A 7,603-nucleotide genomic window follows, 5' to 3' on the forward strand; every position below is an offset into this window, starting at 1 on the left:
AAGCCGCGAAGCCCGCACGCTATCAGGCGGCGCGAAAACCCCTTCACGGAGCGAACAGTGTCAGTTTCGCGGCTTACGCCGCTCCCACAAATAGTTACCAGCCGGGTATCGGCGGTTTGACCGGCAGGGGTGGCAGGCGCAAGCTCGGCGTCCTTGTTTACCTGCACACAGGAACCACGATGAGTGTTTTCGACCTGCGACTGGAAACCGAGCGCCTGCTGCTGCGACCACCGGCTGCCGAAGACTTCGGGGCCTTCTCTGCGTTCTGCGCCGATCCCCAGACCATGCAGCATCTCGGCGGAGTGCAACCGCCTTCGGTCGCATGGCGCAGCCTGGCGGCGCTGACTGGCAGCTGGCAGCTGCTCGGGTATTCGATGTTCTCGGTGATTGAAAAGAGCAGCGGACGCTGGATCGGGCGGGTCGGGCCCTGGCAGCCGCACGGATGGCCGGGCACGGAAGTGGGCTGGGGCATCGCGTCGGAATTCTGGGGCCGTGGTTATGCGCCGGAAGCAGCGCGGGCGAGCATCGACTGGGCCTTCGATACGCTGGGTTGGCAGGAAGTGATCCATACCATCGTGCCGGCCAATACCAGTTCGGTGGCGGTGGCACGCAAGTTGGGTTCAAGCTTGCTGCGGCAGGCGCGATTGCCAGCGCCCGCCGATATCGAGGTGGATGTGTGGGGGCAGTCCCGGCAGCAGTGGATGTCACAGCGCTGAGAACCCGTTTTTGCTGCGGTCGCAGCTTTACCGAAGCACCCGTGATCCGTTCAGATGAATGCTGTCGTCTGCCATTCGGTAGCGGGGAGCGGATCAGTGAGTGTTTCGGGTGCTGGGTTGCGGGTGTATGGCATGTCCTCGTCGGGCAACTGCCACAAGGTGCGCTTGCTGCTGGAGCAGTTGGGCACGCGTTACGAATGGGTTGAGGTGAACAGTGCCGAAGGCCAGACCCGCACCCCTGAATTCCTCGCGCTCAATCCGAACGGAAAAGTGCCGCTGGTGCAGCGCTCCGACGGCCGGGTGCTGACCGAATCCAACGCCATCCTGTTCTGGTTGGCCGAAGGCACCCCGTTCTTGCCGACCGATGGTTGGCAGCGGGCGCAGGCCTTGTCGTGGATGTTCTTCGAGCAGTACAGCCATGAGCCCTATATCGCTGTCGCGCGCTTCATCAGCATCTGGACGCCAGCCGATTCGCTGCGCCGCGCTGAACTGCCGCGTCTGCGCGAGCGTGGCCATGATGCGCTGGCAGTGATGGAGCGCCACCTGCAGGGCAATTCGTGGTTTACCGGCTCCGACTACGGTGTGGCCGATATCGCGCTGTTTGCGTATACCGCTGTCGCCGAGGATGGCGGCATTGGCCTGTCCTCGTACCCAGCAATCCAGCGCTGGTTGCGGGCGGTGCAGGCCCAGCCCGGCTTCATGCCGATACTGGCTGGCTGAGCGTTCCTTGTTGATGCTTGATTCCGTTGTCTCACCTGTTTGCTGTGGAGTCTGTCTGCATGTTTGCTCGTGTACCGAATCCCATCCCGGCCCGCATGAAGGGCTTGAATCGCGCTGAGATCTGTGACACCAATTTCATCGAATTCGTCGGCGCGCTGCCACCTGGTCCACTACAAGGGCCGCAACCGGCCGCCCCCATACTGCCAGGCAGCACGCTGGACACGCAGAGCTTCCGCGAGTTGTTCGAGTCGCAGTTGATCAGTCGCCATCTGGACCTGATGGCACGCGTGCTGCGCGTGCAGAACAAGGTCTTCTACACGATTGGTTCGTCCGGCCACGAAGGCAATGCAATGGTGGCGCGCGCCGCCCGGCATACCGATCCGGCCTTCCTGCATTACCGTTCCGGCGGCTTCATGGCCGAGCGCTTTCGCAAGCTGCCGGGCATGGACCCGGTGATGGATTCGGCGCTGTCGTTCGCGGCCAGCAAGGACGATCCGGCCAGCGGCGGCCGCCATAAAGTGTGGGGCAGCAAGCCGTTGTGGGTGCTGCCGCAGACCTCGACCATTGCTTCGCACCTGCCCAAGGCGCTGGGTACGGCGATGGCTATCGAAGCGGGCAAGCGACTGGGGCAGGGGCTGCCGATTCCCGATGACAGCATCACCATCTGCTCGTTCGGCGATGCCTCGGCCAATCACGCCACTGCCCAGACCGCGTTCAACGCGGCCGCCTGGAGCAGCTTCCAGAAGCTGCCGGCGCCGGTGCTGTTCGTCTGTGAAGACAATGGCGTCGGTATCTCGGTGAAGACGCCGGAGGGCTGGATCGCCGAAAGCTTCCGTCACCGGCCGGGGCTGGACTACTTTCATGCCGACGGTCTGGATCTGGTCAACGGTTACGCCGACGTACAGCGCGCAGTCGAGCATTGCCGGCGTACGCGGCGGCCGACCTTCCTGCACCTGCGCACCACTCGCTTGATGGGCCATGCCGGCACCGACTTCGAGATCGAATGGCGGGCGCTGGAGGAGCTGTGTGCGGTGGAAGCGGGTGATCCGCTGCTGCGTTCGGCACAGGTTGCAGTGGAATCGGGGCTGATGGACAAGGCCGAAGTGCTTGCCCTGTACGAGCACACCCGCCAACGCTGCTTCGCCGCCGCCGAGGATGCCGACAAGCGCCCGCGCCTGACCGAGCTGCAGGATGTGATCGCGCCGCTGGCGCCGTATACGCCGGACAAAGTGCAGGCCGAGGCGGCGCGCGCCGATTACAGCGAACGACGCCTGCAGGTGTTCGGCAGCGAGGCTGGCTTGCCGGAGAATCAGCCGGCCAAGCACCTTGCGGTGCAGATCAACCAGGCGCTGCACGATCTGTTCGCCAAGTACCCGGAGACCCTGCTGTTCGGCGAGGACGTGGCGCAGAAGGGTGGCGTTTACACCGTCACCAAGGGACTGCAGAAGGCATTTGGTCCGCGACGGGTGTTCAATACCCTGCTCGACGAAACCATGATCCTGGGCATGGCCCAGGGCTTCGCCAACATGGGCATGTTGCCGCTGCCGGAGATCCAGTACCTGGCCTATCTGCACAACGCTGCCGACCAGGTGCGCGGCGAGGCCTGCTCGCTGCAGTTCTTCTCCAATGACCAGTACCGAAACCCGATGCTGATCCGCATCGCTGGGCTGGGCTATCAGAAAGGCTTTGGCGGCCACTTCCACAACGACAACTCGATCACTGCCATCCGCGACATCCCCGGACTGGTCGTTGGCTGCCCTTCGCGCGGTGATGATGCGGCGGCAATGGTGCGCACGCTTGCTTCCCTGGCCAAGGTCGACGGGCGGGTCTGCGTGTTCCTGGAGCCGATCGCGCTGTACATGACCAAGGACCTGCATACCGCTGGCGATGGCCAATGGCTGTTCCCGTATCCGGCGCCGGATCAGGCGCTCACGTTGGGCGAGGGCAGGGTGTATGGCGAGGGCAACGATGACCTGCTGATCATCAGCTACGGCAATGGCGTACCGATGGCCTTGCGTGCCGCTAGAACCGTCGAGCAGCAGCACGGCTGGAAGGTACGGGTGGTTGATCTGCGCTGGCTGGTGCCGCTCAATGCCGGTTATATCGCCGAGCAGGCCAAGGGCGCGAAGCGCATCATCGTGCTCGACGAAGGCCGCCAGAGTGCCGGTGTGGGCGAGGGCGTGATCACCGCCCTGGTTGAAGCCGGCCATGGGCAGGTGCCGCTGCGCCGGGTGACCGGTGTGGATACCTATACGCCGCTGGCTGGTGCGGCCTTGCTGGTGCTGCCGGGTGATGCCGATGTGGTGGCAGCGGCGGCGGAGTTGGTGTGAGCCGCTAGCGTTTGTTTGTGGGAGCGGTGTAAACCGCGAAGCTGGCAATGCTGAAATCACCAGCACACCTGCGACCTGACTGATCCGTGGCTTCGCGGCTAACACCGCTTCCACAGCTCTGTCCCCTCCCTTTGGCGTAGCCAGGGGGAGGGCTGGGGAGGGGTTGGCTTTTGGCGCTTTGAGGGGCTGCGAGCCTCGCGGCTTACGCAGCTCCCACCAAAGACCAAAACCAGCGCTACCTCGCAGGCAAACAAAACCCCGCCAAGGCGGGGTTCTGTTTTCATGCATCAACAGCCAGATCAGCTATTGGCTTTGAGCTTGGCCAGGCGCAGCCAGGTGTCGACCACGGTATCCGGGTTCAGCGACACCGACTCGATGCCTTCCTGCATCAGCCACTCGGCCAGATCCGGATGATCGGACGGGCCCTGGCCGCAGATGCCGACGTACTTGCCCTTGGCGCGTGCACTCTTGATCGCCATCGACAGCAGCTTCTTGACCGCAGGATTACGCTCGTCGAACAGGTGCGCGACGATCGAGGAATCGCGGTCCAGGCCCAGGGTCAGCTGGGTCAGGTCGTTGGAGCCGATCGAGAAGCCGTCGAAGATTTCCAGGAACTCATCGGCCAGCAGCGCGTTGGACGGCACTTCACACATCATGATGATCTTCAGGCCGTTCTCGCCCTGCTTCAGGCCATTGGCGGCGAGCACTTCAACCACCTTGCGGCCTTCTTCCAGGGTGCGGACGAACGGGATCATCACCCACAGGTTCTCCAGGCCCATCTCGTTGCGCACACGCAACACGGCCTGGCATTCCAGCGCGAAGGCCTTGGAGAAGCTCGGGTCGACGTAACGGCTGGCGCCGCGGAAGCCGATCATCGGGTTCTCTTCGTGCGGCTCGTAGTTGTTGCCGCCGATCAGGTTGGCGTACTCGTTGGACTTGAAGTCCGACAGACGCACGATCACCGGGTTCGGTGCGACCGACGCGGTCAGGGTAGCGATGCCCTCGGCCAGACGGTCCACATAGAAGCTCACCGGATCCTTGTAGCCAGCAATCTTCTCGTCGATCTTCTTCTTGGTGGCAGCGTCCTGGCGGTCGTATTCCAGCAGTGCATTCGGGTGGATGCCGATATGGCTGGCGATGATCATTTCCAGGCGGGCCAGGCCGATGCCGGCGTTCGGCAGCTGGCCGAAGTCGAAGGCACGTTCCGGGTTTGCCACGTTCATCATGATCTTCAACGGTGCCGGCGGCATGTTGCCCAGATCGGTGGTGGTGCGGTCAAAGGCCAGCTTGCCGGCGTAGATGAAGCCGGTGTCGCCTTCGGCGCAGCTGACGGTCACTTCCTGGCCGTCCTGGATCAGCTGGGTCGCATTGCCCGAGCCGACCACGGCCGGCACGCCCAGCTCACGCGCGATGATCGCGGCGTGGCAGGTGCGGCCGCCACGATTGGTGACGATGGCCGACGCGCGCTTCATCACCGGCTCCCAGTCGGGGTCGGTCATGTCGGCAATCAGCACGTCGCCCGGCTGCACGCGAGCCATGTCGTCCAGCGACTTGACCACGCGGGCCACGCCAGCGCCGATCTTGGCGCCAACGGCGCGGCCTTCGGCAATGACTTCACCCTTTTCCTGCAGCGCGTAGCGCTCGATCTGGGTGGCCTTGGCGCGCGATTTCACGGTTTCCGGGCGCGCCTGGACGATGAACAGCTTGCCGCTGACGCCGTCCTTGGCCCACTCGATGTCCATCGGGCGGCCGTAATGCTTTTCGATGACCAGCGCCTGCTTGGACAGTTCCTGCACGTCCTCATCGCTGATCGAGAAGGTATTGCGCACCTCGACCGGGGTGTCCTCGATCTTGACGCGCTCGCCCGGGACGTCCGAATAGACCATGCGGATGGCCTTGGAGCCCAGCGAGCGGCGCAGGATCGCCGGCTTGCCGGCATGCAGGCTGGGCTTGTAGACGTAGAACTCGTCCGGGTTGACCGCGCCCTGCACGACCATTTCGCCCAGGCCGACCGAAGAGGTGACGAACACGACATCGCGGAAGCCGGACTCGGTGTCCAGGGTGAACAGCACGCCTGAGGAGCCTACGCCCGAGCGCACCATAAGCTGCACGCCGGCGGACAGGAACACGTCTTCGTGCTTGAAGCCATGGTGCACGCGGTAGGCGATGGCGCGGTCGTTGTACAGCGAGGCGAACACTTCCTTGACCTTGTGCACGACGTCGTCGGCACCGGTCACGTTGAGGAAGGTTTCCTGCTGGCCTGCGAAGGAGGCATCCGGCAGATCTTCGGCGGTTGCCGAGGAGCGCACGGCAACGGCGATGTCACCGCCGCCATTCTCGGTGCTCAGCTTGGCGTAGGCGTCACGGATGTCTTTGTCCAGCTGCGGCTGCAGCGGGGCATCGATCACCCAGCCGCGGATTTCCTTGCCGGCAACGGTAAGGGCCGCGACATCTTCCACGTCAAGCGTGGCCAGCTTGTCGAAAATGCGCTTGGACAGGTCATTGTGGGCAATGAAGTCCTTGAACGCTTCGGACGTGGTTGCGTAACCACCGGGGACGGAGACCCCAAGACCGGCCAGATTGCCGATCATCTCCCCAAGCGAGGAGTTTTTGCCACCTACGCGGGCCAGATCGGCCAAGCGCAGCTCATGCAACCACAGGATATTCTCGTTCAAGCGCGATGCTCCGTTGAGGCCATCGCCCGTGGCGGGCTTGGGATGGCCACGTCCGTAGGAAGAAGCCAATATGATGCAGTGCACACCGAAGCCGCACAAGCTTGTGACAATACTTTGTCTTGTGCTTGTCTTTTTCGGGACAGGCTAGGCCATCACGCTTGACCCGTGGTCAGGATCACACTCTGAAGGGAGCTTTCATGACGGCAATCCGGCCGGTTTTCTATGTTTCCGATGGCACTGGCATCACTGCCGAGACCGTTGGCCACAGCTTGTTGACTCAGTTCAATGGCTTCAGTTTCGTTACTGATCGTATGTCGTTCGTCGACGATGCCGACAAGGCGCTCGAGGCGGCGGCGCGTATACGGGCCGCCGGGGAGCGCTACCAGGTGCGCCCCATCGTGATCAGTTCCTGCGTGGACTCCAGCCTCGGCTTGATCCTGGAAGAGAGCGGGGCCCTGGTCCTGGATGTCTTCGCCCCATTCATCGGGCCGCTGGAACAGGAGCTGAGCGCAGCCAGGCACTCCAAGGTGGGGCAGGCGCACGGCATGGTGGATTTCGATACCTACCATCGTCGCATCAACGCGATGAATTTTGCGCTGAGCCACGACGATGGCATCGCGGTGAATTACGACGAGGCCGACGTGGTGCTGGTGGCGGTGTCGCGCGCCGGCAAGACCCCGACCTGCATCTATCTGGCGCTGCACTACGGCATCCGCGCGGCCAACTACCCGTTGACCGAGGAAGACCTGGAGCAGGATCGCCTGCCGCCACGCCTGCGTCCGTACCGCAACAAGCTGTTCGGGCTGACCATCGATCCCGAGCGACTGCAGCAGATCCGCCAGGAGCGCCGCCCCAATTCGCGCTATGCCAGCTTCGAGACCTGCAAGCGTGAAGTCACCGCCGCCGAGACCATGTTCCGCATGGAGCGCATCCCGACCCTGAGCACCACCCACACCTCGATCGAAGAGATATCCAGCAAGGTACTGAGCACCCTGAGCCTGCAGCGCGAGATGTTCTAAGCCAAAGGGCGCTGGAACAACCACCTGTAGTGGGGGGGGGGGGGGGGGGGGGGGGGGGGGGGGGGGGGGGGGGGGGGCCGCCCACGGGGGGGGCCGCGGCGAGGGTGTGGGGGTGGGAGGGTGGGGGGCACGCGAGACGGACG

General features: G+C 63.7%; 5 protein-coding genes. 4 read left to right on the forward strand and 1 reads right to left on the reverse strand.

All coding sequences use genetic code 11. The annotated features are described in order from the left end of the window. The first annotated feature begins 179 nt into the window (after nucleotides 1–179). The 3 genes from ACVOMF_RS06065 to ACVOMF_RS06075 all read left to right on the forward strand — a co-directional run bounded on the left by ACVOMF_RS06065 (nucleotide 180) and on the right by ACVOMF_RS06075 (nucleotide 3,766). Nucleotides 180–716 carry a GNAT family N-acetyltransferase gene (locus ACVOMF_RS06065; protein ID WP_481508462.1) on the forward strand — a complete coding sequence of 179 codons (537 nt, stop codon included), beginning with the start codon at nucleotides 180–182 and terminating at the stop codon, nucleotides 714–716. Nucleotides 717–812: 96 nt separating this feature from the next. Then, on the forward strand, nucleotides 813–1,436 hold the full coding sequence (locus ACVOMF_RS06070) for a glutathione S-transferase family protein (protein WP_481508463.1): 624 nt from the start codon (nucleotides 813–815) through the stop codon (nucleotides 1,434–1,436). Between the two features lie 59 nt (nucleotides 1,437–1,495). Further along, complete coding sequence (locus ACVOMF_RS06075; RefSeq protein ID WP_481508464.1) at nucleotides 1,496–3,766, forward strand: thiamine pyrophosphate-dependent enzyme; 2,271 nt, start codon at nucleotides 1,496–1,498, stop codon at nucleotides 3,764–3,766. A gap of 299 nt (nucleotides 3,767–4,065) precedes the next feature. Here the strand turns inward: ACVOMF_RS06075 and ppsA are convergent, their stop codons facing one another. Beyond that, the gene (gene ppsA / locus ACVOMF_RS06080; protein WP_481508465.1) at nucleotides 4,066–6,441 is read right to left on the reverse strand and encodes a phosphoenolpyruvate synthase; all 2,376 of its coding nucleotides are present in this window, start codon (nucleotides 6,439–6,441) and stop codon (nucleotides 4,066–4,068) included. Nucleotides 6,442–6,638: 197 nt separating this feature from the next. Here ppsA and ppsR point away from each other — a divergent pair, with 197 nt between their 5' ends. Beyond that, the gene (ppsR, locus tag ACVOMF_RS06085) at nucleotides 6,639–7,460 is read left to right on the forward strand and encodes a posphoenolpyruvate synthetase regulatory kinase/phosphorylase PpsR (RefSeq protein ID WP_282272415.1); all 822 of its coding nucleotides are present in this window, start codon (nucleotides 6,639–6,641) and stop codon (nucleotides 7,458–7,460) included. The last annotated feature ends 143 nt before the right edge of the window (nucleotides 7,461–7,603 follow it).

The sequence above is a fragment of the Stenotrophomonas sp. STEN022 genome, assembly GCF_056760155.1.

Excerpts from the sequence above, each read along its gene's own strand:
- ACVOMF_RS06065 (WP_481508462.1), top strand. The coding sequence starts at position 180 with ATGAGTGTTTTCGACCTGCGACTGGAAACCGAGCGCCTGCTGCTGCGA.
- ACVOMF_RS06075 (WP_481508464.1), top strand. The coding sequence starts at position 1,496 with ATGTTTGCTCGTGTACCGAATCCCATCCCGGCCCGCATGAAGGGCTTG.
- ppsR (WP_282272415.1), top strand. The coding sequence starts at position 6,639 with ATGACGGCAATCCGGCCGGTTTTCTATGTTTCCGATGGCACTGGCATC.